Below are 25,793 nucleotides of genomic sequence, written 5' to 3' on the forward strand. Positions count from 1 at the left end.
AAACACAAAGAACCCGTCTCCAACAAAACGGGGGGACCTCAACCCGCCCCCGACCTCAACTCAGCTCTTTCGTCGCTGACACGCCTGAAGCTCGCCTCAAAACGCACCAGTAAGCCGAAGACCCCATCCCCTCCCATCCCTCCACCTCGTCATTGCTGCCGCCCTTGGTGCAGAGGAACCATCCGCCCAACCCTGCTGTCGCCAATGCCCCCGGGGTCATTGCCGGACTCCCCAGGCGGCTCGGAGTACATCGTCAACCGGACAGGCGCTTTCGGAGCGTAGCCGACTCCATATATAAGGCATACGCAAAAAGCGGCCCTGCCTTTCGGCGAGGGCCGCTCTGAAGTCTTGGTGCGCTATCTCATCGGCGGCCTGCGATTGCCCGGGTTCAGGCGCTCGGGCTCCCGGTTCAGGTTCGCCGGTGTGTACTGCCTCGGGTGCTGCGGCCCCGGCTGGTCCGGCACACTGCCCGCGTTCATCGGCTGGTTCGGCACACTGCCGCCGGTCACCGGCCGTTCCGGCACCCTGCCGCCGGTCACCGGCTGGTTCGGCACACTGCCCCCGGCCATCGGCTGGTCTCTCCTCGCTTGGCCCACTCGCGGGGACACCGGGATCACGCTCGTATCGGGGTTGTCGTCGATGTCCATGCCCAGCTGCTCCCGCCTCGACACGGTCTTCGGCGTCGCCCCCATGAGCGCGAACAGGAGCACGATGATGCCGACCGTCGCGACACCCAGGATCGGCAGCATCAGCATGATCGGGTCGATCCCGGTCACTGCGTTCCGGCCCTCGTCGAACACCGTCACCTGCACCCCGGCCATGCCGGTGTAGTGCATGCCCGAGATGGCCGAGGCCATCACGAGCGCCGCGGCCGTATGCCACCTCCAGCCGTCCAGGTACATCCCGCACGCCAGCGCCGCGGTCGCCGCCACGACGGCGATCACCACCGACGCCCAGAAGTATGTGCGGTCGTACGTGATCTCGCCCGAGATATTGATCGCCGCCATGCCCGAGTAGTGCATGAACACCACTCCGAGACCGGTCAGCGGACCCGCCATGAGGATCTTCGCGGCGGTGTTCTTCTGGCCCATCCCGGCCACCGCGAGTCCGAAGAAGACCGAAGCGATCGACACCGCCAAGCTGATGAAGGTGATCGTCGGGTCGTAGGCGATGTCGGACTCGGTCACCCGGAAGCCGATCATCGCGGTGAAGTGCATCATCCAGATCGCGGTGCCGCCCAGCGCGAACGCCGCCAAGGCGATCCACCTGAGCCGTTTCCCGGTCGACTTCACCGTTCCGCTATGCTTGCGCGCCTGCGTCATGCACATCAGTGCCAGGATCGATCCGGCGAATGCGAACCCGAGACCCATGATGGGATTGATCCACCCGTAAGTGAAATGGTTTAGGTGTTCCATCCGCGGTCTTCCTCCCCAGGTCGACGCCCGTAACTGGAATGCTTCACTTTTTCAGTGTGTGCGCTTCGAAACGCTATACGACTACGGTCTGGTGGCATTCGCCAGACGCACAGTAGATTTTCCCAGCTCATCGGGACCTTTCGATCGATAGTCGACGTTGGGGGCGCTCAGCACCCCGAACACCATGCCGACGATCGCCACCGTCGCGAACAGCAGGATCGGCAGCAGTAGCACCAGCGGGTCGATCCCCTCGACCGGCTGGCGCGCCGGCCCGCTCACGCGCATCGCCGCCATTCCCGTGTAGTGCATGCCGACCACGGCCACGCTCATCACGCCCGAGGCCGCCAGCATCGAACCACGCCGGTTCACCACGGCCGCGAAACGCAGTGCCACAGTGGAGGCGACGACCGCGATCCCCGCCGAGGCCGCGACGAGTTCGCCGTCGTACGCGACTGTTCCCGCGGTGGAGATCGCGGCCATCCCTGTGTAGTGCATGCCCACCACGCCCGCGCCGCACACCAGGCCGCCCAGGATCAAGCGCGGCCAGCCAGCGCTCTCGGTCCCGGAGACGAACACTCCGATCCCGACGGCCAGGACCGCCAGGGCGAAAGACGCAACGGTCAGCTCCACATCATAGGCGATGTCCGAGCCCGTGACGGTGAATCCGATCATCGCGATGAAGTGCATCATCCAAATGCCGATCCCGCCGATGGCCAAGGAGGCCAGGAGGATCCAGCGGAAGCGGCCGCCTTTGGTGGTGGCGGCGCGGGCATAGCGGGTGGCGGACAGGCCGAGGAACGAGCCTGCCGCGGCGAAGGCGAGGCCCATCACCGGATTGAGCCAGCCGTAAGTGAAGTGGTGGTGTTCGAGCGCTGCTGCCAGGTAGTGCGTCTCCATGGGGGGCGGACCTCTCTGAACGGTTTCGCCCAACATTGCCGCATTCCGGCACCGGGGGTGTCGGACAGAATGTGCGAATTCCAGACTAGGCTGGCTGCTGCCACCTCGAAACCGAGTGATCAGACGGAGCCGGTCATGACAGAGACGCTGCAGGGCATGGACCCGCGCACCGGCGAGTCCGTCGGCGAACCCCTCCCCGAAACACCGTCCGAAGAGGTCTCCCGCCTCGCCGAGGCCGCGGCCGCTTCGGGCTTCACGGCGCTCAGCCTGGGCGAGCGGGCAGACCTGCTGCGGTCGGTCGCGGATGCGCTGCGCGCCGATGAGGCCCGCATCGTCGCGACCGCCGACGCCGAGACCGCGCTCGGGTCCGCACGGCTGACCGGGGAGCTCGCCCGCACCTGCGCCCAGTTCGAGTTGTACGCGGCGTTCGCCGAGTCCGGCGCGCACCTCGACGTCGTCATCGACCACGCCGACCCGCGCTCGACGCCGCCGCGGCCGGACCTGCGCCGCTGGAACGTCCCGCTCGGGCCGGTCGCGGTCTTCGCGGCCTCGAACTTCCCGCTCGGTTTCGGCGTAGCCGGGACCGACACCGCTTCGGCGTTGGCCGCCGGGTGCCCGGTGGTCGCCAAGGCTCATCCGAGCCAGCCGGGAACCGCCGTGCTCCTCGCGGGGATTCTCGGCGAGCACCTCGGGGACGCCTTCGCGGTCGTCCACGGCGTGGAGGCGGGTATCGATCTTGTCCGCCATCCGGCGGTCAGGGCCGCGGCGTTCACCGGTTCGGCCGCGGGCGGTCGGGCGCTGGCGGCCGAGGCCGCGTCGAGGCCCGTGCCGATCCCGTTCTTCGGGGAGTTCGGCAGCCTGAACCCGGTGGTGGTCACTCCCGAGGCGGCCCGTTCACGCGGCGGGGCGATCGCCGCGGACTTCGCGGGGTCCATGACGACCGGGGCGGGGCAGTTCTGCACGAAGCCCGGTCTGCTGTTCCTGCCCGAGGGGCACGGTATGGACGAGGCCCTGGTGAAGGCGTTGGGCGCCAAGGAGCTGCATCCGCTGCTGAATGAGCGCCTCCACGACGCCTGCTTGGCGGACGCGAGGCGCCTCGCGGCTCATGACCGGGCGTCCTTCCTGCTCGAACCCGCTTCGACCGGCTCGGGTTTCGGTGTCACTCCCGGGCTGGTGGCCGCTCCGGCCTCGGCGTTGGACGATGCGCTCCTGACAGAGTGCTTCGGCCCGGTCGCGCTGGTTCTGACCTACCGCGACGCCGCCGAGCTGGAGCGCGTCGTGCCGCGGTTGGGCGGGAACCTGGCCGCGGCCGTCCACGTGCTTTCTTCGGATGATCCGGTTGGCCGTGCGGTGCTGCCGCTGCTGGCCGAGGTCGCCGGGCGGGTCATCGTGAACGGGTGGCCGACCGGTGTGGCGGTGGCCGACGCCCAGCACCACGGCGGGCCATGGCCGGCGACTACGAATGCGGCGCATACGTCCGTCGGCACGGGGGCGGTGGCGCGGTTCGTGCGCCCGGTGTCCTATCAGGGTGTTCCGGGGGCCCTCCTCCCGGAGGCGTTGCAGGAGGACAATCCGCTGATGCTGCCCCGCCGAGTGGACGGTGCGACGCGCCGTGCGGACGAGGTCCTTTAACGCACGGCCCGGCGCCGAACGGTGTGCGCCCCTAGTCTGTGTGGATCGTTTTGTCATCTGAACAGCTGAATACCTCATATGCATGTGACCGAAATTGACTGATTTCAGTCGAATCGCCCTGTAGGTCAGTGGGTTACGGAGTCGACTTGAGAACTCCAGTACGCCCCTGGATTTCGGGGCCCACATTCGTCATGATGGAATCTGCTGGGCTTCACATGCCGACTCAGCCGCCCCCAGCGGCCGGATGGCAGCCGGCGCGCGCCGTCGGCCCGAGACAGAACCGGTCCCACATGCCCGGGCCCGGTCTGACAAAGAGGACCACCCCAGGAGGCTAGACAAGGTGAGCAAGCGCAGCTCGAACCGAGCGGGTTCAGCGGCTCGACGAGGGCCGTTGGGTCTGCCCCGCATCGCCGACATGCGAATCAGGTCCAAGCTGGGCCTGATTCTCCTGGTGCCGCTCCTCGTCCTGGTAGCCGTAGCCGGGCTCCGCCTCTACGACCTGGCCGACCGTGTGTTCGAGTCGGGCGACATGGTGGAGCTGGTCGAGTTCAACTCGTTCACAGCCGAGTTGCGCTACGAGCTGCAGCGCGAGCGCAGCCTCCTCGTCACCTACCTGCGCCGGGGCGACGACCACGTCAGCGGCATCGACATGGACGAGTACGACCTCGACGCGGTCAACGCGCAGGCCGCGCTCACCGACGAGGCCCTCGCGGACTTCAACGCGGGCGCCGAGCAGCTGCCGAACCTCTCCGACGACATCGACAACCGGATCGCCGCGGTCACCACCCAGTACGAGAGCCTCCTGCAGATCCGCGAAGCCGCCGAGACCAACCCCGAGACCACCTCGATCGACGCGACCTCCCGCGTCTACCAGCGCCTGGTCTCCGAGCTGGTCACGATCACCGACGTCTCGGCCCGTATCGTCAACGACCCCGAGATCGCCCGCCAGCTGCAGGCGATCGCGTCGGCCACGATCATCCTGGAGCAGCTCGAAGAGGAACGCGCCATCGCCATCAACGTCGGCGACGGCCACAGCTTCCTCAACAACACCCGCTGGACGAACTTCGTCGCCTACTCTGAGCGGCGCGAGCAGGCCGAGACCGAGTTCAAGACCGTCGCCAACCGCGACGAGCAGCTCTCGTTCTTCTACAGCGGCGGCGGCCTCAGCACCGAGGCGGCCGAGCCTGCGCTGAACTTCGAGGCGCAGACGGTCAGCGCCGGCACCGAGTCGAACCTCACGGTGGACGCCGAGATCATCGAGTCCTACGACGCGATCCTCGCCAACGGCCTGTCCTATATCGAGGACGAGTCGAACGAGGTCCTGTCGCACGCCCGGACGGACCGGGACACGCAGATCTTCCAGCTCTTGCTGGAGGCCATCCTCATCCTCGCCGCGTTCGTCGTCGCGACCGTGATCGCCCTGGTCATCGCCCGCAACATGAACCACGGCCTGCGGCGCCTGCGCGAAGGCGCGCTCGACGTCGCCCACGTCAGCCTGCCCCAGGCGGTGGCCCAGATGCGCGACGCCGAGAGCATCGGCAACCGGACGCCGGACGAGGTCGCCGCCGAGAGCGGCGCGGTCATCGACATCGACCAGCGCGACGAGATCGGCAACGTGGCGCACTCGTTCAACATCGTCCACACCGAGGCGATCCGCATCGCAGCCGAGCAGGCGGCCCTGCGCGCCAACGTCTCCCAGATGTTCATCAACCTCGCCCGACGCTCCCAGAACCTGGTCGACCGGCTCATCGGCCACCTCGATCACCTGGAGCGCGGCGAGGAGAACCCCGACCGCCTCGCCGAGCTGTTCCAGCTCGACCACCTGGCCACCCGAATGCGGCGAAACGACGAGAACCTCCTGGTCCTCGCGGGCGCCGACTCCACACGCCAGGAGCGCCACCCGGCGCCGGTCGGCGACATCCTCCAGGCGGCCCAGTCCGAGGTGGAGCAGTACACCCGCATCGAGTTCGGGCTCCTCGACTCCGACCGCGAGATCAAGCCCGCGTCCGTCAACGACCTCGTCCACCTCGTCGCCGAGCTGATGGACAACGCCACCGCGTTCTCCCCGCCCGAGTCGCCGGTCCTGGTCGAGGCCGAGCAGATGCGTACCGCCGAGAGCCCCATGGGCGCCATCCGGGTCCGCATCATCGACTCAGGGATCGGCATGCCCGCGGCGCAGATCGAGGACATCAACCGGCAGCTGTCCGAATCGGCCGACGTCATCGACCTCGCCTCGTCGCGGATGATGGGCCTGGTCGTGGTCGCCCGCCTGGCCAAGCGCCACAACGTCCGCGTCGAGCTGCGGCCCGGCGAGCAGCGCGGCACAGTCGCAGAGGTCATCCTCGGCGAGTCGGTCCTGTCCGAGCCGAGGCTCCCCGAGCGCTCCCGCCCCGACAGCGGCGAATCCTTCGGCGACTCGGGCTCGCGCGGCGAGCTGGCCGGCGGCATGAACGCCGAAACCGGCGTCCTTCCGCGGGTTCCCGAGAGCCCGGCCGGCCTGTTCGACACGGTCGCACCGCCGAACCTCCAGTCCCCGCCGCAGCAGCCGGCCCCGTCGCCGTACCGCGCTCCCGAACCCACTGCGCCTCCGGCCCCGTCCGCGCCGTCGGCGCACGCCGAGCCGCGCACCGGTGAACACTCCGTCCAGCGGGGCGCCCAGGACGCGGCCGAGCCCGGCTTCATGTTCCGGCCCGGCGGGAAGACCGCCGACGAGCGCCGTTCCAACGGCAAGGTCATGGAAGTGACCGGGGAGATCGTCTCCTCCGAGCATGTGGCGCTGCCGAAGATCCAGCTCGAGGCGGCCCCGCAGGTCGAGGAGCCGGTGCCGCCGTCGTGGCCTGACACCGCCGCCGGTTCGGGTACCGAGGCGCCGCGCAAGTCGATGCGAGCGGACCGAGTCTCCGCGCTCGACGCCACCACGGAGCTCCCGATCTTCCGTGAGGTCGAGTCGGCCTGGTTCAAGGCGGTCACGCCCGCGCCCAAAACCGTCGACGACACCGCGAAGGTGTCGGACGGGATCCAATCGAGCTACGGTGAGGACCAGGTCCCGGCGGAGTCGACGGCTCCGGCCTGGGATGCGGCCCCGCAGTCCCCTCCGCAGCCCACGGAAGGCGCCCAGATGCACTCCTCGCCCCCGCCACCCGAGCGTTCTGAGCCCTCGCAGCAGCAGGTGACGCAACCGATTCCGCAGCGGGTGCAGCAGCAGGCGGCCGAGTCGGGGTTGGAGCGGCGCCGCCTCCAAACCGAACCCGGCGAGGACCCCTCTTCGTACGGATGGCGAACCGCTGCCGACGACGGCTGGAGCCGGGTCGACAACGCCTTCGCCGAGACCACCGATGAAACGACCACGGCGGGGCTCCCCAAGCGCCGTCCGATGGAACGCCTCGTCCCCGGCGGTGTGGAGGAATCACAGGAGACTGTCAGCGCGCAGAAGCGCAACCCCGAAGGCATTCGGGGCCTGCTGTCGGCCTATCACCGTGGGGTACAGCGAGGACGTGGCAATGACGGTAACTGAGTCGCTGAGCTACAACACGGCAGACGCTAAGGAGCGCATACGATGAGCACTGGTGGAACTACAGTCCAGGACTTGGGCTGGCTGCTGGCGGGATTCGCCGAACGCGTGCCGGGAGTGGCGCACGCCGTGGCGGTCAGCGCCGACGGTCTGCTGCTGGCGTCCTCGCGGGACCTGCCGAGGGACCGGGCCGACCAGCTGTCCGCGGTCACCTCCGGCCTGGTGAGCCTCACCCAGGGGGCCTCGCGCTGCTTCGAAGGCGGCGCGGTGCTCCAGACGGTCGTGGAGATGGACCACGGATTCCTGTTCCTGATGTCCATCAGTGACGGGTCGTCCTTCGCCGTCCTGGCCTCGAAGAACTGCGACGTGGGCCAGGTCGGGTACGAGATGGCTCTGCTCGTGGACAGGGTCGGCCAGGCCCTGACCCCGTCGGCACGCAGCTGACCAAGGGGTCGGACGTCCCGTTCGGTGCAGAGCCGTTTGCCGCAGGGGACACCGGCACGGTAGGCTCCACTCGATGCGGTTAGCAGCGCGAGTGGACAAACTGAACAAACCCCTTCGTCGTCTCCCCAGACGGCGGACCGCTGTCGCCCCAGACAGCGGTTGACGGAATAACTGACATGACTGTCGAGTCGGGATTGTGGGATCCCGGGGCGGCGGTTGGAGGTAGAAATGGTCCTCGGTGGTGATGAGCCGACAGGCTCACTCGTCAGGCCGTATGCGGTCACTCGCGGCCGCACGCGACCCCAATTGGAGATCGCCCTCGAAGCACTGGTGGAGACCACCGCGCGCGGCAGGTCGGGGCAGTTCCTCGGCGGTCGCGAGCAGAAGGTGATCGTCGACCTCTGCGGTGGCAGACTGCAATCGCTCGCGGAGATCGCCGCCCGCATGGAAGTGCCCTTGGGCGTGGCCCGCGTGCTGGTCGCGGACATGGCGGCCGATGGCTTGTTGGCAGTGCACGAACCAACTGGATTCAGCGACGAAGACGGCGCCGATGAATCCGTCGGAACCGAACTCCTCGAGCGCGTTCTCAGTGGACTCAGGAGGCTATAGACCCTAATGAACTCACCCGCAGACACCTCTCGCGTGACCTCCGCGAAGATCGTCATCGCCGGAGGCTTCGGCGTCGGCAAGACGACTCTGGTCGGATCGGTCTCCGAGATCACTCCGTTGACGACAGAGGCGATCATGACGTCCGCCTCCGAAGGCGTCGACGACAACAACCTCGTGCCCGACAAGTCCACGACTACCGTGGCGATGGACTTCGGCCGCATCACCATCGACCAGGACCTGATCCTGTACCTGTTCGGCACGCCCGGACAGACCAGGTTCTGGTTCATGTGGGACGAACTGGTGCGCGGCGCGATCGGCGCCATCGTCCTGGTCGACACCCGGCGGTTGGCCGACTGCTTCTCGGTCATCGACTTCTTCGAGCACCGCAAGCTCCCGTACCTGGTGGCGGTCAACTGCTTCGACGGCAAGCAGCTGCACGACCTCCAGGACATCCGCGACGCCCTCCAGGTGTCGCAGGACGTGCCGCTGATGTACACCGACGCGCGCAACCGGGAGTCCACCAAGCAGGTCCTCATCAAGCTCGTCGAGTACGTCCTCTCGATGCGGCGCACCCGTACCGTCGGTGTCGGATAGAGCCCACACTGAGACCGACCGTCTAGGCTGACCCGAACCACCTGGACCAGAGCGAAGGCCCCGGAGCGAAAGCTCCGGGGCCTTCGCCGTTGCTTGAGTCAGACGACCTTGGGGATGGACCCGGTGTTGGTCAGGGCCTCGTTGAGAAGGGGGCCGACCTGCATCGTGAACTGTCCGAGTTCGTAGCCGAGTTGCTCGCGGTCGCACTGGGACACCGCCAGCAGCGTCAGGCAGATCTGCGGGCCGACCGGGGCCGCCAGCAGGACGCCCTCGGCCATCTCGACGATGACCTGCTGGGTCGGGCCGTGGTTCATCGCCCGGCCGGCGCCTTCGCCCATCGACAACAGACCCGAGCCGATGCCGGCGAGCTGATCGGCGCGCTCCTTCGGGAGCCCGGCCGAGACTGCCAGCGGCAGCCCGTCCACGCTCACCAGCACGGCGTGCGAGAGCCCCGGGGTGCGGGCCACCAGCGAGCCCAGCAGCATGCTGAGTGAACGCTCGTAGACGCCGAGGTTCGCGCTCATCGGCTCGCCATCCTCTCAGCCTGGCGGGTGCCCATCGGGCCCTGGCCGCCGCCACGCGCTCGCCCCCAGCCCTTGAAGTAGCCGGAGGTGTTCTGCGCGAGCAGTTCCGCGTCGCGCTCGATCGGCTCGTCGACGCGGGGCAAGTCGTCGGTGACCGAGCCGGGCACGAGGTTCGCCTGCGGCTTGCGCCGCGGCAGCCCCGCGGCAGTGGTGGCCTCCTCCGCCTCGGGGGCCTCGGTGACGTGGCGGGCGGTGCGCCAGCCGTCGTCGCCGGGCAGGGTCCACGACTCCGGTTCGGGCTCTTCGCCTTCGGGGCGCTTGAACCAGGCGCTCCTGGCCTGCCCGAAGATGAGCAGGCCGTCGTCGTCATCGGTCAGGCCGGAGAACTCCTCGAACGTCTCGTCCTTGGGCTGCCATGGGTGGCGGCGGACCTCGTCGACAGGCTCGTCATGGGGCAGGCCCGCGGGCTCGGCGCGGCGGCGCCGGATGCCGCGGGTCGTGGTCTCGCCCTCGGGCGGCAGCGGGAGGTCGTGAAGGACCTGCGCCGCCTCCGAATCGGGTCGGACGATCGAGTGGAGCTGCGAGGCCGGGTCGAGTGCCCGCAGGCTCTCGCGGTCGGGGAGGTCGCCGGGGAGCCGCACCGTCTGGTGCGTCTCGACCGAGCGCCGCCGACGCCTGCCTTCGGTGTGCTCGGGCTCGGGCTCGGGGGCCGGGGCTGGGACGGTTTCGGGACGCGGCCGCTTGGCCTGCAGGAGTCCGATGAGGCCCTCCAGCGAACGGTCCCACGCGGCCACGGCCCCGGCCGTGGCCGACACCGATGGCGCCACCGACGGGTCGTCGCCGCCGCCGATCTCGCGGATGGCCTCGGTCAGTGCACCGGCCATCGCCGCGACCTGGCCGGGGTCGGCCACGGTCGCCAGGTCGGCGGCCAGCTCCTCGGTCGAGATCGACTGGATCGCGCCGGGCTGGGGCAACCGGGTGAGGATGGCGACGGCGTTGGCCTCACTCGGGTCGTCCCAGGCGGCGAGCGCGGCAGGGAAGACCGCGCGCAGCAGGCAGGTGAGGGCTTCGGAGGCGTCGTGGCGGGCGCGGGAGGCCGCCGAGACGGTGTCGAGGATGGGGCGCAGGCAGGCGACGTCGGGGCGGGGGGCGAAGGGCTGGTTGCACTGGATCTCGCCGGTGGCCAGGCCGCGGGCGAGGGCGATGGCGTCGTCGAGGGCGTCCTTGGAGCGGGAGGCGGGACTGGAGGCCTGGACGACGAGGTGTCCGGCGGCGGAGGCGAACTCGGCGAGCTGACCGACCTCGCCGTCGACGGCGATGGAGAGCGGGGAGGAGCCTGGCGTCTGGCGGGCGAGCAGACCGGCGAATCGGACCCATCCTCGGGGGTCGTCGCTGAACGTGTCGGTGGCGAGCAGTCCGCCTCCGGCGACGACGAGGGCGACAGCGCACATGGTGTCGCCGTGTCCAGACGGGGGTCCGTCGGACTTGTGGTCCGTGGTGATGCCGCAGAAAACTTGCACCCGCAGAGCTCCTCTCGTAGGGCGCGCCCGTCCAGGCGCCGACCCTGTCGGCGTGGACTTTCGCCCGGCCCGTTTATAAGTCCGTTATCAGTTTTCCGCAGAATACTCCGATCCGCAAGCCGGAGGCGAGCGCGGGTCATCATCTGAATTGCGGGGATAGCACGCAAAACCGTCAATCCCCGGGAGAGGAATTGTCTGAATCCTTTAAGGAATAACCGATTGCAGTCGCCGCGATCACAATGCGGCGGAATCGGAGTCGAAAGGAGCTATTCGGCGCCGCCGCGCCACTCCGAGGCGGCGTTGATCTTGCCGATGACGCCGCGCCAGGCGATCGCCGCCTGCTCGGCGCCGGTCTTGCGAAGCCGCCGCTTGGCGAACATGGCGCGCAGGCCGCCGTCCATGACGACCCGAAGCGCTTCGTCGATGTCGTCCAGCGGAGAACCGGGCGCGAGTGCGTCGACGACCGACTCGAGCTTCAGTGCGTAACCGAGGTCCCGGCCGATCTCGGCGGCCTTGACGAGGAGCTCGGGTTCCCACGAGTCGTGGCCGCCACGCAGATTCTCGGTGACCAGATCCAATTCATAGATGTCGTCTTCATCACACACGACGGCATCTGCGGCAATGCGTTTCTGGAGATCGCCGTATTCGTCGATCACGGCCAAGTCGTGGTCATCCGACTCCTTGACGAATCGGACCAGTGACTCCTTGTCGCGGAACACGAGCAGCTTGCCTTTACGCGTCAGGAAGACCGGCACCTCCTCCGGGGCGGCGTCGAGCGCGTCGACCTCGTCCTCGTCGAGGAAGTCGGCCTCGTCGGGTGCCGGAGCCGACTCGTCCTCGGCGTTCTCTGCGATGTCCGGCCGCTCCTCGGCCGTTTCGGGCTCGGCCTGCTCCTCCGGCTCGCCGGCCGGTGCCGCGCCGGGGAGCGTGTCCGACATGCGATAGGCGCGCAGGGTGAAGCCGGAGTCCTTGCCCAAGTGGAGCTCCACCGGGTCGACACTGGTCTCGTTCCAGAGCTTGTCGGCCTCGGCACTCCGAGTCCGTTCGTCGGATGCGGCAGCCATATCGCGTTCCTCCCGTAGTCGTCAGCTGTGCAACAGCCTACGACCACAGGTGGTGCCCCACGGCAGCCGGTAGGTCCGTTTCGCGCGCAAGCGGGACCGCCGGACGCGCGCGAGCACCTCTTGTGGACGGGATCCATTACAGTGACCGTCAGTTACATCCTCCTTTGTCTGAGAGGAACGCAATTGCGCCTCATACCATGCGCTGCAGCAGCGGCGCCACATTCGCGTCGCTCGAACGGGGTCCGCTGATGGCGGGCGCCGACGTCTTCACGATGGAGCCCGACGAGGTCCACAAATCGGTGGAGGTCCTGTTCGACATCGAGTCGGCCGTCGACCGCGAGACCGCCTCCATCGCCGAGGAGACCGCCCCCGTCGCAGAGACCCTCAGCGCGGCGGGCACCGCATTCGGCCCCGCGCTCGGCGAGGCCGCCGAATGGTGGAAGCTCCACCGCGCAGGCGGCTTCACCCGCCTCGCGGGCACCACCGGCGAATATCTCGCCACCTGCGCCGAGGAGGCCGTCGAGGTCGACGACTACAACGCCGGAGCCTTCGCCTCGCACGCCGACCACGACCGCTATCCCGACCGGGCGAACGCGACCGCCTCGGCCCGGCCCGACTGGTAGACGGAGACCGCATGAGCGACATGACCTGGCAGGACCTCCGCGACCTCGACTGCGAAGCGATCAGGGACCTGGGCGAGGCGTGGAAGTCCCACGCCTCGACCATGGCAGAGCAGGCCCAGCGAATCCGCGACGAGGTCGTCGGCGGCCACCTCAGCGTCGAGAACTACGAGTCCGACACTGCGGACACCGTCCGCGAGCAGCTGACGCTCACGGCCGACCGCTTCGACGACGACCTCTCCGACTACGCGACCGTCCGGCTGTCCACCTCACTGCTCGAAGCCGCCGACGCGTTCGAAGCCGAGCAGGGCGAGCTCGAAGAGCTCATCCCGCTCATCGAATCCCACGGCTTCGAGATCGACGGCGACCCCGACGACTACCGGGTCAAACCCACCGGCGACCTCCAGTGGGCTATCAACAAGCTCAACCCGCCTCAGTGGCTGTGCGACCGGGTCGGGATCAACAAGCCCGACGGCTTCCTCGACTGGGACACCCTGAACACGCTGTTCAACCTCCAGGACCTCATCGCCGCCGCCTGGAGCCTGGGCGGCCAGTACGAGGACTGGCTCCAGGCGGTGATGTCCCGCGCCCACGACGCCGACGACGACGCGGCGGCCGTGCTCTCGGAGATGCGCGAGAGCGCCCCGGGTCTTCCTCCGCAGCTCGGCGCGACCTACGACGACCTGGTCGGCGACTACAAGAGCGAGCTGAGCGAGGAAATCGCCGAGGAGATGCAGGCCATCGCGGGCGGCGAATCCGGTCTGTCACCGGGGCAGGTGAACGAGTGGTGGAACAACCTCAGCGACGCCGAGCGCGAGGCGCTCATCGAGGAGCACCCCGAATGGGTCGGACCGACCGACGGGATCCCGGTCGAATCGAGGGACACCGCCAACCGGGTCGTCCTCGACCGCGAGATCGACGGCATCGGAGGCCGGATCACCGAAGTCGAGCAGCTCATGGCCGAGATGGAGGCCAACGGGACCGACACGGTCACCGGCAGGTACGGCCAGGAGACCTCGGACGCGTACGCCGAGCTCGAAGACGAACTCGCCGACCTCAGGCAGGACCGCACGGACCTTGAGAACCTCCAGGACCACATCACAGACGCAGACGGCAACCCCGCGAACTTCGACGGCACCGGACAGCCCTACTACCTCCTCGGCTTCGGCACCGAAGGCAGTGGTGAGGCGATCGTCTCGATCGGCAACCCCGATACTGCCGACAATGTCAACGCCTACGTCCCGGGGACCGGCTCCAACCTCGACGGCGCCTCGAACGGCCTGATGGACCGAACCGAGACCATGGCGCGAGACGCAGATCGTTGGGGCGACGGCGGCGAGACCGCTACCGTCCTGTGGATGGGGTACGACGCTCCCGACAACCTCCTCGAAGCCACCGACGACAAATGGGCCCAGGAAGGGTCGGCATCGCTCGAATCCTTCACGCAGGGAATCCGGTCGACCGCCGAAGGCGACCCGTCGAACCTCACGCTCACCGGCCATTCCTACGGGACGACCATGGTCGGTACCGCCGCCTCCACCGAAGGAGTCGACGCCGACAACATCATGTTCGTCGCCTCGCCCGGTGTCGGGACCGACACGGCCTCCGCTCTGGGTGTCGACGAGAGCAACGTTTGGGCCTCCACGAACGATGAAGACGTGATCCAGTACGGCATGGTCCACGGCACCGATCCGACCAGCGCCGAATTCGGCGGCAACGAGTTCGCCAGCGACTCGCCCCGAGAGGCGAGCGCTCCGTGGAAGTTCTGGGAGGGCGCGGTGGAGAACCACAGCTCCTACTGGGACCTCAACAACGAGACCAGCCGCAGGAATCAATCGCACATCGTCACCGGGCAGGAGAGTGGTGTCTCATGATGAGACGGCGATACTCCTTCCGCGCCGCTACCCGAAGAACCGGCCATGGCCCCGGGCTCCTGGCGGCCGCGACCGCACTCATGATCACCGCAGCCTGCTCAACAGGGAAGGACACAATGGATTCCTCCGAAACCCCGCCCGAGAGCGAGTTCACACAGGCCGAGGCATACGCTCCGATCGAGGACGCCGTCTCTGAAGTGGTGTCGGCCCTGCCGGACTTCCCAGGGTTCGAGCAGAGGTTCTGGGCGGAACTTCCATGCAGCCACAACGGCATCGACGTCCCCGACTACACCAACATCGAAATCGAGTACCGGTTCTCGCTGAAAGACTCGGAGACCGAGCTCGTCCGCGAACAATACGTCGATCTGCTGCGCGACCACTGGGCCGCCCGGGGCCACGAGATCACACTCGACGACCAGACCGAGCTCGACGACCGGACCGACCGCAGTCTCGTGGCCCAACGCGATGACGGGATCAGACTCTGGTACGCCGTGGGCCGCTATGCGGCCGTTCTGGTGCAGTCGGGCTGCGTCCCGGTCAGCGATGAGGGCGAGATCGAGTACATCCCGCCGGCCGGAGGCATCGAGCCGGGCGGTGAGGGCGACAAGGTCGGGCGCTACTTCCCGGATGGCATCCCCACCGACAGGGCCGACGCCGTAGCCCCGTTCGAGCAGCCGGCCGACTATGAAGACCAGCTCTGACCCCGAGGCACGCACCGCCCGGCCGCCCTGGCCGGTCATCGCGGCCGCCTTCATTCCTCCGGTCTACTTCGTCCTGATCGGCTTCGTACTACTGGGCACGACCAGTCAGGACCTCGGGGATTTCGGCACTCTGGCGCTGATCGCGTTCGCGCTGGCGGCGCTCGAACTGCTGTTCTCCGCCGGAGTCTGGAGCGGTTCGCGCGGCGCCTGGATCGTTTCGATGGCCGTTCACGGCCTCCTCGTCGTGGCGGGTCTGCTGGCCCTGCCCTGGGCGCTGTACCTCGTGCCGTTCTCCTGCTGGATCATCCCGTCCGTCCTCGCGCTGCTGCTGCTTTCGCTTCCGCCGTCGGTGCGCTGGAGCAAGTCCGTCAGATAGCGCGAAGCGCCCGGCGAACGGACGCCGGGCGCTTCGTCGCTGTCTGTCAGTACCCGCCTCCGGCGGCCGAGGCCATCCCCGCGGGGTGCCAGACGGTCTTGTACTCGGTCCACTGGCGCACGAGGTCGAGTGAGGCACCGGCCCGGCCGGGCCGGCGCACGACCTTCAACGTCTCGGCCGCGCTCGCTTCGAGCTCGGCCGCCAGGGCCGCGTCCTCGACACCGCCGAGGTCGAGGCCGTTGACGTCGCCGTGGCTCGCCAGCCACGGGGCGATCTCGGCGACCTTGCCACTGAGCAGGTTCACCACGCCGCCTGGCAGGTCCGAGGTCGCCAGGACCTCGGCGAAGCTCAACGCCGGCAACGGCTTCGACTCGCTCGCGATCACGACGGCCGCGTTGCCGGTGGCGATCACCGGCGCGAGTGCGTCGATCAGACCGAGCAGCGGGTCGTCCTGCGGCGCGACGACCGCGACGACGCCGAGCGGCTCGGGCTTGGTGTGGTTGAAGAACGGCCCGGCCACCGGGTTCGCGCCGCCGAGGACCGAGGCGAACTTGTCGGTCCACCCCGCATAGTGGACGAGCCGGTCGACGGCCCGCTCCACCGCGTCCCGCGAAGGCTCGCCTGTGGCCGCTTCGAGCTCTTCGGCGAACTGGCCGGCCCTGCCTTCGAGCATCTCGGCGGCCCGGTACAGGATCTGCCCTCTCAGGTACGCGGTCTGGCCCGCCCACGGCCCCTGGGCCTTGCGGGCGGCTCCGACGGCGTCGCGGGCGTCCTTGCGGGAGGCGAGCGCAGCGTTCGCGAGCTCGGTGCCGTCAGGAGTGGTCACCGCGTAGCTCCTTCCGGATTCCGAACGCGGGAACTTCCCGCCCACGTACAGCTTGTAGGTCTTCTTGACACGCAGGCGATCAGACATCGAGGTAGGCCTCCAGCCCCTGGCGGCCGCCCTCGCGGCCGTAACCGGACTCCTTCAGGCCGCCGAACGGGCTGGCGGCGTCGAACTGGTTGAACGTGTTGGCCCACACCACGCCCGCGCGCAGCCGCTCGGCCGTCCACAGGATCTTCGAGCCCTGCTCGGTCCAGACCCCGGCGGACAGTCCGTACGGGGTGTTGTTGGCCTTCGCGATCGCCTCGTCGGGCGTGCGGAACGTCAGCACCGAAAGCACCGGGCCGAAGATCTCCTCGCGGGCGATGCGCATCGACTGCTGGACGCCGGTGAACACGGTGGGGCGGAACCAGAAGCCGCGCTCGGGCAGTTCGCAGGCGGGCTGCCAGGACTCGGCGCCTTCGTCGGAGCCGGCTTCGGTGAGCGACTTGATGCGTTCGAGCTGCTCGGCGGAGTTGACGGCACCGACGTCGGTGTTCTTGTCGAGCGGGTCGCCGACGCGCAGTGTCGCCACGCGGTCCTTGAGCCGTTCGAGGACGTCCTCGGCGATCGACTCCTGGACCAACAGGCGCGAACCGGCGCAGCAGACGTGGCCTTGGTTGAAGAAGATGCCGTTGACGATCCCCTCGACGGCCTGGTCGATCGGGGCGTCGTCGTAGACGATGTTGGCGGCTTTGCCGCCCAGCTCCAGCGTGAGCTTCTTCTTCGATCCGGCGACGGCCTTCGCGATCGCGCGGCCGACGGCGGTGGATCCGGTGAAGGCGACCTTGTCCACAGGGCTGTCGACGAGCGCCGCGCCGGTGGCTCCCGCGCCGGGGAGGATGTTGACCACGCCCGGCGGCAGGTCGGCCTCGGCGCACAGCTCGGCGAACATCAGCGCGGTCAGCGGCGTGGTCTCGGCGGGCTTGAGCACCACCGTGTTGCCGCAGGCGAGCGCCGGGGCGATCTTCCAGGCGAGCATGAGCAGCGGGAAGTTCCACGGGATGACCTGGCCGATGACGCCCAACGGCCTCGGGTCGGCTCCGAGTCCGGCGTATTCGAGCTTGTCGGCCCATCCGGCGTGGTAGAAGAAGTGCTGCGCGGCGGTGGGGACGTCGAAGTCGCGGGTCTCCTTGATGGGCTTGCCGTTGTCGATCGATTCGGCGACGGCGAACTCGCGGGCCCGCTCCTGGAGGAGCCGGGCGATGCGGAACAGGTACTTGCCCCGCTCGGTGCCGCTCATCGGGCCCCACACCGTCTCGTGGGCGCGGCGGGCGGCGGCGACGGCGGTCTCGACGTCGGCCTCGCCTGCCTCGGCCACCGTGAAAAGCACTTCCTCATTGGAGGGATTGACGGACTTGAAGGTGGCGCCGTCTTCGGCGTCTGCGAACTTCCCGTCGATGAACAGCCCGTAGTGCTCGCGGATCTCGGGGCGGACCGACTCTGGTGCTGGCGCGTACTCGAACATGGCTAGTCCACCGTCACGTAGTTGGGGCCGGAGTAGTTGCCGGTCTTGAGCTTCTGACGCTGCATGAGCAGGTCGTTGAGCAGGCTGGAGGCGCCGAAGCGGAACCAGTGGGGCGAGAGCCAGTTCTCGCCGAGGACCTCGTTGACGCACACCAGGTACTTGATGGCGTCCTTGGTGTTGCGGATGCCTCCGGCGGGCTTGACGCCGACCTGGACGCCGGTCTCGCGGCGGAAGTCGCGCACGGCCTGCATCATCAGCAGCGTGACCGGCAGGGTGGCGTTGACGCCGACCTTTCCGGTGGAGGTCTTGATGAAGTCGGCGCCCGCGTACATGGCGAGGAACGACGCGCGCCGGACATTGTCGTAGGTGACCAGTTCGCCGGTCTCCAGGATGACCTTGAGTCGGGCGTCGCCGCAGGCGGCTTTGACGGCCTTGATCTCGCCGAAGACCCGCTCCAGGTCGCCTGAGAGGAAGGCGCCGCGGTTGATGACCATGTCGATCTCGTCGGCGCCGGATCGCACGGCGCTCTCGGTGTCGGCGAGGCGGACCTCCAACGGCACCTGCCCGGCAGGGAACCCGGTGGCCACGGAGGCGACGTTCACGCCCGATCCCTTGAGGGCCTCGGCCGCGACGGCGGCCATCGACGGGTAGACGCAGACGGCCGCGACCGGAGGCGCGTCGCCGTCGGGTCGGACCGCCTTGGCGCACAGGGCCCGGACCTTCCCGGGGGTGTCGGCGCCTTCGAGTGTGGTGAGGTCGATCATGCCTATGGCCATGTCGATGGCCGCGGCCTTCGATGCCTTCTTGACCGAACGGGTGCCCAGTCCCGCCGCGCGCGCTTCGAGGCCGACCGCGTCCACCCCCGGCAGGGAGCGCACGAGGGAGGCGGCCTCGGCGCCGCTCAAAATAGATCCCATGACCGGATGATATCCCTAAGCTATGAGTGGTGACCACCTCACATTAGCGCGGCTACCTGGACGTTAAGGTTGGGAACCGTGGATGTACAGATCGTCGAACACCCGCTCGCCGCCGAGAGGCTCACCGCCATGCGCGACGAGCGGTCCGACTCCCCGCGGTTCAGAGCCGCACTGCACGAGCTCACCAGCATGCTCGTCTACGAGGCCACCCGCGACGTGGCCGTCAGCGAGTACGAGATCCGGACGCCAGTGGCGTCCGCTAAGGGCTACCGGCTCGCCAATCCGCCGGTGCTCGTGCCGGTGCTGCGCGCGGGGCTCGGCATGGCCGACGCGGCGCTCGCGATGATCCCGGACGCCACGATGGGCTTCGTCGGCCTCGCGCGCGACGAGGAGACGCACGAGCCGTACGCCTATATGGAGTCGCTGCCCGACGACCTGTCCGGGCGGCACGTGATCGTGCTCGACCCGATGGTCGCCACCGGCGGCTCGCTGCTGCGCTGCTGCGAGATGATCGCCTCGCGCGGTTGCGTCGACATCTCCCTGGTGTGCGTCCTGGCCGCGCCGGACGGCGTCGAGAAGTTGACCGCGAGCGGCCTGAAGATGCGCATGACCACCGCCGCGGTGGATCCGCGATTGAACGACAAGGCCTATATCGTCCCGGGCCTGGGCGACGCCGGCGACCGCCAGTTCGGTGCCTACCGCCGCTTCTGACCGACGCGCGCCAACGGGGCCGGGCGCGCGAAGCGCGCCGGGCCCCTCCGCAAGTCGACAGAGGCGCAGACCGCCTGCATGATCCCTGCGGGCCCGGGTGCTCTGCGCTCGGGCCCGCTCCCTGCTCGGGTGCTTCAGTGCGGGACTCCCAGGATGCCCGCCACTTCGGCCCTGAGGGCCGCCAGCGTCGCGCGGGCCCGTTCCCTGGCGGCGGTCAGGTCGCCTCCGGCCTCCTCGTGGACCTCCAGGTACGCCTTCAGCTTCGGCTCGGTGCCGCTCGGGCGGGCCACCACCCGCGCGCCGGCCGTCGCGATGGTGACGACGTCGGCGTCCGGGAGGCGGTCGACGTACTCCGTCACCGACTCGTCCAGCAGGGTCGACGGCCGGTGGGACCGCAGGCGCTTCATGCAGGCGGCGATCTCGCTCAGGTCTTCGACCCGGACCGAGAGCTGCCCGGTCTCGTAGACGCCGAACTCCTCGGCCAGCTCGTCGAGGCGGTCGGTGAGCGTGGCGAACCTCGCGGCCTGCCCCGCGGCGATCTCGGAGACGACGAGGGCCGCCGAGATCCCGTCCTTGTCGCGCAGGAGCTCCGGCGCGACGCAGTAGCCCAGGGCCTCTTCGAAGGCGAACGCCAGGTCGGCGCCGGCTCGTGCGAGCCACTTGAAGCCGGTCAGGGTCTCCTCGTAACCGAAGCCGCGCCTCTCGCACATGGCCTTCAGCTGCGTCGTGGAGACGATGGTGGTGGCGTAGGTCCCGGCCCGGCCCTTGCGCATCCAGTGGTCGGCCAGCAGCACGCCCACCTCGTTGCCGGTCAGCTGCCGCCAGGTCCCGTCGCCGTCCGGGACGGCCACCGAGCAGCGGTCGGCGTCCGGGTCCAGGGCGAGGGCCACGTCCGCGCCCTCCTCGATCGCCAGGGCCTTGAGCAGGTCGATCGCGCCCGGCTCCTCGGGGTTCGGGAAGGAGACGGTCGGGAAGTCGGGGTCGGGCTCGGCCTGCTCGCGCACGAGTTTCGGAGTCCCGAACCCGGCGCGCTCCATGGCCCGCACGAGCGTTCGGCCGCCGACGCCGTGCATCGGGGTGGCGACCGCGGCGAGGCGCTTGGGGTCGTCGGGGTCGACGACGGAGCAGATCGCCGCCAGGTATTCGTCCACGATGGATTCATCAAGGATCTCGCCGTCGTCGCCCAGCGGGACCTCCGAGAGCGGCCCCAGGTCGGCGATCGCCTGCTCGATCTCAGTGTCGGCCGGCGGCACGATCTGCGCGCCCGCGCCGAGCTCGCCGCCGAGCTCGCGCCCCAGGTAGACCTTGTATCCGTTGTCCTGGGGCGGATTGTGGCTCGCGGTCACCTGCACCGCGGCCGCGCCGTCGAGCCTGGTGACGGCGAACGCGGTCACCGGCGTCGGCAGCGGCTCCGGCATGACCAGCGCGCGGCGGCCCGAGCCGGTGACGACGCGGGCGGTCTCGGTGGCGAAATCGCGGCTGCCGTGCCGCGCGTCGTAGCCGATGACGACCGGTCCGGTGGCGCCCTTGGCGTCGAGCCAGTTCGCGAGCCCGGCGGCGGCGGCGCGGACCACGGCACGGTTCATGCCGTTCGGCCCGGCCCGCAGCGGGCCCCGCAGTCCGGCCGTGCCGAATTGGAGGCGGCCGGCGAAGCGGTCGGCCAGTTCTTCGGCGGTCTCGGGGAGGGCGTCGAGGAGCCGGTAGAGCTCGTCGCGGCTGGTCTTGTCAGGGTCGTCGGTGATCCAGGTGAGCACTTCGGCGCGAAGGGCGTCGAGACCGGTCACGTTTCCCGTGTGCGAGGACTCCATGCGGAAATCCTCGCACACCCGGCGCGGCCGGGACACCTGTTGCGGCTGGTGTGGCCTCAACCGGTCTCGAACGACCGCAGCGCCTCGTCGTAGACCTGCTGTGATAGATCCCAGGCGTCGGCGGGGCCTGCGATGAACACGCCGAACGTCGTCCCGTCGCCGGCGTCCACGATGGCCCAGACGGAGTGGCGTTCGGCGCCGGTGGCGATGTCCGTGCCGGTGTACTCGAGGACGGTGCCGCTCATGCCGCCGAACTGGACGGGTTCGAGCCGCAGCTGTTCGGTGTCGCTGGTGTCGTCGAGCCCGTTCTCGTAGAAGTCGCCGAGGTAGGCCCCGGGGTCGGAGGCGCCGCGGTCGGAACCGGAGTAGAACCGGACCCACTGGGTGTCGTCCTCGGTGTTGAAGTAGCTGGCGAAGTCCTCGCCGGTGATGCCCTCGCCCCAGCCGGCGGGGTAGTTCACGCTGAAGCCGTCGCCGGAGTGCGCGGCGGTGTCGAAGCTCGGGCCGGTCTCCTCGTCGCCTTCGCCGCCTTCTTCGGGGGAGCCTTCGTCGGCGGGGGACTCCTCAGTGGTCTGGCCGGGGTCCTCGCCCGCGGTTCCTCCGCCGTCGCCGCCGACCTGCCACTGGTACAGCAGGTAGCCCAGGCTGAGGACGACGAGCAGGCACACCACGGCGATCGCGAGCTTCTTGACGGCGCCCGACCTCCCGCCGTCGGGTTCGGCCTCGCGGGCCGGCGGGCGCGTGGGCGGCGGCGAGACCTCTTGTTGGGCCGACGAGGGCAGGGCGCCCCGGCTCGGCGTCTCGGTCTGGGCTCGGCCGGGCGTCGCGCCGGCGGCGAGGGGCCCGGACAGCAGTGCGGCCAGCTCCCGGCGGACCTGGTCGAGCGGGTAGCGATGCTGCGGTTCCTTGGCGAGCATGCCGCCGAGCAGCGGCGTGAGCGGACCGGCGTTGCGGGGGTTCTCCGGCGGATCCTGGACGACCGCGCGCATCGTGGAGACCGCGTCGCCCCGGTCGAACGGCGGGCGTCCCTCGACGGCCGCGTACAGGGTGACGCCGAGGCTGAAGACGTCGCTGGCGGCTTCGGCCGGCTGCCCGATGGCGCGCTCGGGCGCGATGTAGTGGGCACTGCCGAGGACCTTGCCGGGGGTGGTGCCGCCGGACATTTGGTTCATCTGTGCCGCACCGAAGTCGGAGAGCACGCAACGGCCGTCGACGGAGATGAGGACGTTGCCGGGCTTGACGTCGCGGTGGATGATCCCGGCCTCGTGGGCGGACTGGAGGGCGCCGACCAGGGCCAGGCCGATCTTCGCGGCCACACGCGGAGGGAGCGGCCCGTCGCTGGTGAGGATGTCGGCCAGGCTCCGCGACTGGAGCAGCTCCATGACGATCCACGGCAGCCCGGAGTGCTCGACGACGTCGAAGACGCGGATCACGGACGGGTGTGACAGCCCGGCGGCGATCTGGGCCTCGCGCCTGGACCGGTCGATGAGCTGCGTGCGTTCGCCAGGCGGCAGGTCCGGCGGTAGGAAGACCTCTTTGAGCGCGACTTCGCGGCGCAGCACGGTGTCGTTGGCGCGCCACACCGACCCGTTGCCGCCCTTGCCGACGAGGTCGACGAGCTGGTAGCGGTCGCCGACCATGTCGCCGGGCTTAGCGTGGTGGCCGGGCGCGGCGGGGGAGTTGTAGCCGAACGAGGACTGGGACTGCCTGCCGTAGTCGTCGCCGACGGCGAAGCTCTGCCCGTAGTTGCCGTAATTGCCGCTGTGGCCGCCCTGTCCGTAGGCGCCGGAGTCGCCGTAGCCGCCGCCGTACGGATCGCGGTTGTAGGAGGACGAGTCGGCGAAGCGCGCGCCGAGCGAGGGGTGGGGATCTCGGCCGCCGGGCGGCGGCGACCCGTATGATGAGCCTCCCATGCCTCCGGAGACCCCGTAGGCCCCAGAGGAATCGGGAGCGCGCCGCTGCGGCGGCACCGTCCCGGAGCGGGGGTCCTCCCATCCACCGGGACCGCCGCGACCGTAGTCAGCTGAGTACGTCATTCGGCTACTCCTCGCGAGGGCTCCTCAATAGTTTGCCGTGTCCGCGCCACCGTCCGCATGCCGGGTTGATCCATCGGGCCCGGCAGGCCCTCCCGAAGACGCCGCTCAACCATTAGGATCGCAAGGATGCACCCGCCCACGCAAGGCCGAGGCAGAGTCGAGATCCGACCCGTCTACGGACCCGAAGACCTCGCCGACGACCTGCCCGAACGGCTCGGAGACCCCGGCTCATTCCCGTACACGCGCGGCATCCACCCCACCATGTACACCTCGCGGCCCTGGACCATGCGCCAGTACGCCGGCTTCGCCACCGCCGCCGAGTCGAACCGACGCTACCGCGACCTGCTCGCGAACGGAACCGCCGGTCTGAGCGTCGCCTTCGATCTGCCGACGCAGATGGGCTACGACTCCGACGCGCCCGAGGCGGCCGGGGAGGTCGGCAAGGTCGGGGTCGCGATCGACTCCATCGACGACATGCGGACCCTGTTCGACGGCATCCCCCTCGACGAGGTCTCCACGTCGATGACCATCAACGCCCCCGCCGCGGTCCTGCTGCTGCTCTACCAGCTCGTCGCCGAGGAGCAGGGCGTCGACCCCGCCTCCCTGCGCGGCACGATCCAGAACGACATCCTCAAGGAGTACATCGCGCGCGGGACCTACATCTTCCCGCCAGCGCCGAGCCTGCGCCTGGTCAGCGACACGTTCGCGTACTGCGCCGCCGAACTGCCGCGGTGGAACACGATCTCGATCTCCGGCTACCACATGGCCGAGGCCGGGGCGACCCCCGCGCAGGAGCTCGCGTTCACCCTCGCCGACGGCATCGAGTACGTCAACTGCGCGCTCGCCGCCGGTCTCGACGTCGACGACTTCGCGCCCCGCCTGTCGTTCTTCTTCGTGGCCCGTTCGGCGGTCCTCTCCGAGGTCGCCAAGTTCCGCGCGGCCCGCCGACTGTGGGCGCACATCATGCGCGACCGTTTCGGCGCGAAGGACCCCAGGTCGCTCAAGCTGCGCTTCCACACACAGACCGCGGGGGTCGAGCTCACGGCCCAGCAGCCCGAGGTGAACATGGCCCGCGTGACGGTCCAGGCCCTCGCCGCCGTCCTGGGCGGGACGCAGTCGCTGCACACCAACGCCTACGACGAGGCCATCGCCCTGCCCACCGACACCTCCGCGCGACTGGCCCTGCGCACCCAGCAGGTCATCGCCGCCGAGACCGACCTGACCGACACCGTCGACCCCTTCGCCGGCTCCTACGCCGTCGAGGCCCTCACCGACGGGATCGAGGCGGAGGCGCGGACCCTCATCGACGCGGTCTTCGCGCACGGTTCGGCCACCGAAGCGATCGAGGCGGGCTTTCAGAAGGGCGAGATCGAGCGCAGCGCCTACGAGACGGCCAAGCGCATCGACGCCGGCGAGCAGATCGTCATCGGCGTCAACGCCCACACCGGCAACGGTGACGAGGTCCCCTACAAGCCGCTGCGAGTCGACCCCGCGATCGAGGCGGCCCAGATCGAGCGGCTCCGCGCCAGGCGCGGAGCCCGCGACTCCTCGGCGGTGGAGGCGGCCCTTTCCGGCCTGCGGGCCGCCGCGGTCGGAACGGACAACATCCTCCATCCCCTCAAGGCGGCGCTCGCCGCGGGGGCCACCGTCGGCGAGGCCTGCGGCACGCTCGCGGAGGAATGGGGCCGATACGTCCCCGTCGACAGTTTGTAGTCCCATTGTCACCGAATGGCGGAAGCGGACAATCTGTGTGCCGTCGTGATTGCGGGCCCGCGTAATACTGGCTCCGGACGCGTCACCGGAACCGGCCGAGTCCGTCCTGTTATTGAAAAGTCGGATCAGGGCCGTAACTTTTTGAATCGGCAAGCGTTATGCAACACAACGGCGTCCTCGGCCGTGCGGGCGACTGCCGTGCCGCCACTTAGCGCACGGTCTTCGATCACGCTGAGTGCCAAGGTAATGCGATTTCGCGGTGGGTGTTCCACCGGCCCGACCGGGCCCGGTGGGGAAACGTCGCTCATCCCGGCGCAAGCCGCGACGGAGAGCGATCGGGTTTAAGCTTGCCCAGTCGTCCTCCTTTGGCGCTGATTCACGAACGCGAATTGAGAGGCGCGAAGGAATGTACACGCTCACTGCGGAGAATGTCGTCGAAATGGGTACAGCCACCAAGTCCAATAAGGCCCGCCCGACCGACGCGGAGGCGCTGAAGT

Annotated in this window: 21 protein-coding genes; 11 read left to right on the plus strand and 10 right to left on the minus strand. The window is 69.0% G+C overall.

Features of this window, described 5'->3' with window-relative positions; all coding sequences use genetic code 11:
* Nucleotides 1-356 precede the first annotated feature (356 nt).
* Nucleotides 357-1,415, minus strand: a complete 1,059-nt coding sequence (locus L0U85_RS16805) for an MHYT domain-containing protein (protein WP_241378914.1) — start codon at nucleotides 1,413-1,415, stop codon at nucleotides 357-359.
* An 81-nt stretch (nucleotides 1,416-1,496) separates the two neighbouring features.
* Nucleotides 1,497-2,312 carry an MHYT domain-containing protein gene (locus L0U85_RS16810; RefSeq protein WP_241378915.1) on the minus strand — a complete coding sequence of 272 codons (816 nt, stop codon included), beginning with the start codon at nucleotides 2,310-2,312 and terminating at the stop codon, nucleotides 1,497-1,499.
* A gap of 135 nt (nucleotides 2,313-2,447) precedes the next feature.
* Here L0U85_RS16810 and L0U85_RS16815 point away from each other — a divergent pair, with 135 nt between their 5' ends.
* The 5 genes from L0U85_RS16815 (at nucleotide 2,448) to L0U85_RS16835 (ending at nucleotide 9,102) form a co-directional block, all read left to right on the plus strand.
* Nucleotides 2,448-3,944: an aldehyde dehydrogenase (NADP(+)) gene (locus L0U85_RS16815; protein WP_241378916.1), complete on the plus strand. Its 1,497-nt coding sequence runs from the start codon at nucleotides 2,448-2,450 to the stop codon at nucleotides 3,942-3,944.
* 415 nt (nucleotides 3,945-4,359) lie between these two features.
* Complete coding sequence (locus L0U85_RS16820) at nucleotides 4,360-7,458, plus strand: nitrate- and nitrite sensing domain-containing protein (RefSeq protein WP_241378917.1); 3,099 nt, start codon at nucleotides 4,360-4,362, stop codon at nucleotides 7,456-7,458.
* A gap of 42 nt (nucleotides 7,459-7,500) precedes the next feature.
* Nucleotides 7,501-7,899 carry a roadblock/LC7 domain-containing protein gene (locus L0U85_RS16825; RefSeq protein ID WP_199043577.1) on the plus strand — a complete coding sequence of 133 codons (399 nt, stop codon included), beginning with the start codon at nucleotides 7,501-7,503 and terminating at the stop codon, nucleotides 7,897-7,899.
* 228 nt (nucleotides 7,900-8,127) lie between these two features.
* A complete protein-coding gene (locus tag L0U85_RS16830) occupies nucleotides 8,128-8,508 on the plus strand; it encodes a DUF742 domain-containing protein (protein ID WP_277605949.1) in 381 nt (126 codons plus the stop codon).
* 6 nt (nucleotides 8,509-8,514) lie between these two features.
* On the plus strand, nucleotides 8,515-9,102 hold the full coding sequence (locus tag L0U85_RS16835) for an ATP/GTP-binding protein (RefSeq protein WP_241378919.1): 588 nt from the start codon (nucleotides 8,515-8,517) through the stop codon (nucleotides 9,100-9,102).
* A 98-nt stretch (nucleotides 9,103-9,200) separates the two neighbouring features.
* Here the strand turns inward: L0U85_RS16835 and L0U85_RS16840 are convergent, their stop codons facing one another.
* The 3 genes from L0U85_RS16840 to L0U85_RS16850 all read right to left on the minus strand — a co-directional run bounded on the left by L0U85_RS16840 (nucleotide 9,201) and on the right by L0U85_RS16850 (nucleotide 12,210).
* Entirely contained in the window at nucleotides 9,201-9,626 is a 426-nt protein-coding gene (locus tag L0U85_RS16840) for a roadblock/LC7 domain-containing protein (protein WP_241378920.1), read from the minus strand.
* Nucleotides 9,623-11,146, minus strand: a complete 1,524-nt coding sequence (locus tag L0U85_RS16845) for a hypothetical protein (protein ID WP_241378921.1) — start codon at nucleotides 11,144-11,146, stop codon at nucleotides 9,623-9,625. The genes L0U85_RS16840 and L0U85_RS16845 overlap by 4 nt, the downstream gene beginning before the upstream one ends.
* A 266-nt stretch (nucleotides 11,147-11,412) precedes the next feature.
* Nucleotides 11,413-12,210, minus strand: a complete 798-nt coding sequence (locus tag L0U85_RS16850; protein WP_241378922.1) for a hypothetical protein — start codon at nucleotides 12,208-12,210, stop codon at nucleotides 11,413-11,415.
* A gap of 197 nt (nucleotides 12,211-12,407) precedes the next feature.
* Here L0U85_RS16850 and L0U85_RS16855 point away from each other — a divergent pair, with 197 nt between their 5' ends.
* The 4 genes from L0U85_RS16855 (at nucleotide 12,408) to L0U85_RS16870 (ending at nucleotide 15,781) form a co-directional block, all read left to right on the plus strand.
* The gene (locus tag L0U85_RS16855) at nucleotides 12,408-12,833 is read left to right on the plus strand and encodes a hypothetical protein (protein WP_241378923.1); all 426 of its coding nucleotides are present in this window, start codon (nucleotides 12,408-12,410) and stop codon (nucleotides 12,831-12,833) included.
* An 11-nt stretch (nucleotides 12,834-12,844) separates the two neighbouring features.
* The gene (locus tag L0U85_RS16860) at nucleotides 12,845-14,704 is read left to right on the plus strand and encodes an alpha/beta hydrolase (protein ID WP_241378924.1); all 1,860 of its coding nucleotides are present in this window, start codon (nucleotides 12,845-12,847) and stop codon (nucleotides 14,702-14,704) included.
* Between the two features lie 116 nt (nucleotides 14,705-14,820).
* Complete coding sequence (locus tag L0U85_RS16865) at nucleotides 14,821-15,405, plus strand: hypothetical protein (RefSeq protein ID WP_241378925.1); 585 nt, start codon at nucleotides 14,821-14,823, stop codon at nucleotides 15,403-15,405.
* The gene (locus tag L0U85_RS16870; RefSeq protein WP_241378926.1) at nucleotides 15,389-15,781 is read left to right on the plus strand and encodes a hypothetical protein; all 393 of its coding nucleotides are present in this window, start codon (nucleotides 15,389-15,391) and stop codon (nucleotides 15,779-15,781) included. The genes L0U85_RS16865 and L0U85_RS16870 overlap by 17 nt, the downstream gene beginning before the upstream one ends.
* Nucleotides 15,782-15,827: 46 nt before the next feature.
* On the opposite strand, the gene L0U85_RS16875 is transcribed toward L0U85_RS16870, so the two are convergent.
* From L0U85_RS16875 to deoC, 3 genes are read right to left on the minus strand one after another with little or no spacing between them, the layout of a single operon-like run.
* Complete coding sequence (locus L0U85_RS16875; protein ID WP_241378927.1) at nucleotides 15,828-16,694, minus strand: aldehyde dehydrogenase family protein; 867 nt, start codon at nucleotides 16,692-16,694, stop codon at nucleotides 15,828-15,830.
* Nucleotides 16,687-18,111, minus strand: a complete 1,425-nt coding sequence (locus L0U85_RS16880; RefSeq protein WP_241378928.1) for an aldehyde dehydrogenase family protein — start codon at nucleotides 18,109-18,111, stop codon at nucleotides 16,687-16,689. Before L0U85_RS16880 ends, L0U85_RS16875 begins: the two co-directional genes overlap by 8 nt.
* Before the next feature lie 2 nt (nucleotides 18,112-18,113).
* Nucleotides 18,114-19,028, minus strand: coding sequence for a deoxyribose-phosphate aldolase (deoC, locus tag L0U85_RS16885; RefSeq protein WP_241378929.1), 915 nt, complete (start codon nucleotides 19,026-19,028; stop codon nucleotides 18,114-18,116).
* Nucleotides 19,029-19,106: 78 nt separating this feature from the next.
* On the opposite strand from deoC, the gene upp reads away from it, so the two are divergent.
* The gene (gene upp, locus L0U85_RS16890) at nucleotides 19,107-19,739 is read left to right on the plus strand and encodes a uracil phosphoribosyltransferase (protein WP_241378930.1); all 633 of its coding nucleotides are present in this window, start codon (nucleotides 19,107-19,109) and stop codon (nucleotides 19,737-19,739) included.
* Nucleotides 19,740-19,873: 134 nt separating this feature from the next.
* On the opposite strand, the gene L0U85_RS16895 is transcribed toward upp, so the two are convergent.
* Nucleotides 19,874-21,547, minus strand: a complete 1,674-nt coding sequence (locus L0U85_RS16895) for a phospho-sugar mutase (RefSeq protein ID WP_241378931.1) — start codon at nucleotides 21,545-21,547, stop codon at nucleotides 19,874-19,876.
* 56 nt (nucleotides 21,548-21,603) lie between these two features.
* Nucleotides 21,604-23,583, minus strand: coding sequence for a serine/threonine-protein kinase (locus L0U85_RS16900; protein ID WP_241378932.1), 1,980 nt, complete (start codon nucleotides 23,581-23,583; stop codon nucleotides 21,604-21,606).
* Nucleotides 23,584-23,709: 126 nt separating this feature from the next.
* Between L0U85_RS16900 and L0U85_RS16905 the strand changes: the two genes are divergently transcribed.
* Nucleotides 23,710-25,296, plus strand: a complete 1,587-nt coding sequence (locus L0U85_RS16905; RefSeq protein ID WP_241378933.1) for a methylmalonyl-CoA mutase family protein — start codon at nucleotides 23,710-23,712, stop codon at nucleotides 25,294-25,296.
* The last annotated feature ends 497 nt before the right edge of the window (nucleotides 25,297-25,793 follow it).

Source organism: Glycomyces sp. L485 (assembly GCF_022548875.1).
Taxonomy (GTDB): domain Bacteria; phylum Actinomycetota; class Actinomycetes; order Mycobacteriales; family Micromonosporaceae; genus Glycomyces.

Excerpts from the sequence above, each read along its gene's own strand:
- L0U85_RS16815 (WP_241378916.1), top strand. The coding sequence starts at position 2,448 with ATGACAGAGACGCTGCAGGGCATGGACCCGCGCACCGGCGAGTCCGTC.
- L0U85_RS16840 (WP_241378920.1), bottom strand. The coding sequence starts at position 9,626 with ATGAGCGCGAACCTCGGCGTCTACGAGCGTTCACTCAGCATGCTGCTG.
- L0U85_RS16900 (WP_241378932.1), bottom strand. The coding sequence starts at position 23,583 with ATGACGTACTCAGCTGACTACGGTCGCGGCGGTCCCGGTGGATGGGAG.
- L0U85_RS16860 (WP_241378924.1), top strand. The coding sequence starts at position 12,845 with ATGAGCGACATGACCTGGCAGGACCTCCGCGACCTCGACTGCGAAGCG.
- L0U85_RS16880 (WP_241378928.1), bottom strand. The coding sequence starts at position 18,111 with ATGTTCGAGTACGCGCCAGCACCAGAGTCGGTCCGCCCCGAGATCCGC.
- L0U85_RS16805 (WP_241378914.1), bottom strand. The coding sequence starts at position 1,415 with ATGGAACACCTAAACCATTTCACTTACGGGTGGATCAATCCCATCATG.
- L0U85_RS16905 (WP_241378933.1), top strand. The coding sequence starts at position 23,710 with ATGCACCCGCCCACGCAAGGCCGAGGCAGAGTCGAGATCCGACCCGTC.
- L0U85_RS16895 (WP_241378931.1), bottom strand. The coding sequence starts at position 21,547 with ATGGAGTCCTCGCACACGGGAAACGTGACCGGTCTCGACGCCCTTCGC.
- deoC (WP_241378929.1), bottom strand. The coding sequence starts at position 19,028 with ATGGGATCTATTTTGAGCGGCGCCGAGGCCGCCTCCCTCGTGCGCTCC.
- L0U85_RS16825 (WP_199043577.1), top strand. The coding sequence starts at position 7,501 with ATGAGCACTGGTGGAACTACAGTCCAGGACTTGGGCTGGCTGCTGGCG.
- L0U85_RS16870 (WP_241378926.1), top strand. The coding sequence starts at position 15,389 with ATGAAGACCAGCTCTGACCCCGAGGCACGCACCGCCCGGCCGCCCTGG.
- L0U85_RS16820 (WP_241378917.1), top strand. The coding sequence starts at position 4,360 with ATGCGAATCAGGTCCAAGCTGGGCCTGATTCTCCTGGTGCCGCTCCTC.
- L0U85_RS16810 (WP_241378915.1), bottom strand. The coding sequence starts at position 2,312 with ATGGAGACGCACTACCTGGCAGCAGCGCTCGAACACCACCACTTCACT.
- L0U85_RS16865 (WP_241378925.1), top strand. The coding sequence starts at position 14,821 with ATGGATTCCTCCGAAACCCCGCCCGAGAGCGAGTTCACACAGGCCGAG.
- L0U85_RS16835 (WP_241378919.1), top strand. The coding sequence starts at position 8,515 with ATGAACTCACCCGCAGACACCTCTCGCGTGACCTCCGCGAAGATCGTC.
- L0U85_RS16850 (WP_241378922.1), bottom strand. The coding sequence starts at position 12,210 with ATGGCTGCCGCATCCGACGAACGGACTCGGAGTGCCGAGGCCGACAAG.
- L0U85_RS16830 (WP_277605949.1), top strand. The coding sequence starts at position 8,128 with ATGGTCCTCGGTGGTGATGAGCCGACAGGCTCACTCGTCAGGCCGTAT.
- L0U85_RS16855 (WP_241378923.1), top strand. The coding sequence starts at position 12,408 with ATGCGCTGCAGCAGCGGCGCCACATTCGCGTCGCTCGAACGGGGTCCG.
- L0U85_RS16875 (WP_241378927.1), bottom strand. The coding sequence starts at position 16,694 with ATGTCTGATCGCCTGCGTGTCAAGAAGACCTACAAGCTGTACGTGGGC.